This window comes from Halomonas sp. ML-15, assembly GCF_014779595.1.
Taxonomy (GTDB): Bacteria; Pseudomonadota; Gammaproteobacteria; order Pseudomonadales; family Halomonadaceae; genus Franzmannia.
In genome coordinates, this window is the sequence record NZ_JACXZT010000019.1 from 1,455,861 (window position 1) to 1,456,214 (window position 354).

Sequence of the window (354 nt, forward strand, 5' to 3'; positions counted from 1 at the left end):
TTCGAGCAGGTCATCGCCGCCGGTCAGGGTGATCGACGGCCCGGCGATGGTGCCAATCTCGGCGGTATCGCTGGCCGGACGGTTCGACCCGTCGGTGGCGATGACGTCAACGGTGGGCAGATCGCCGCCGTCGTTGACGTGCTCAGCGCCGGCCGCGGTCAGCGTCACCGTGCCGGTGGCCGGGTCGATGGTGTAGTAGCCGTTCGGGTCGCTGCCGTCGGTAAGGCCGTAGGTGAGGCCCTCGCCCAGCGGGTCGCTGCTGGCGGTGACGGTGGCAACCTCGTTGCCTTCCTCGGCCAGCCCTTCGAGCAGGTCGTCGCCGCCGGTCAGGGTGATCGACGGCCCGGCGATGGT

Annotated in this window: 1 protein-coding gene; it reads right to left on the minus strand. The window is 70.3% G+C overall.

The window, feature by feature from the left end:
- Window positions 1–354 (minus strand): cadherin repeat domain-containing protein (locus IEI94_RS22990; protein WP_191168707.1); only part of this gene is annotated, 354 nt, incomplete at both ends.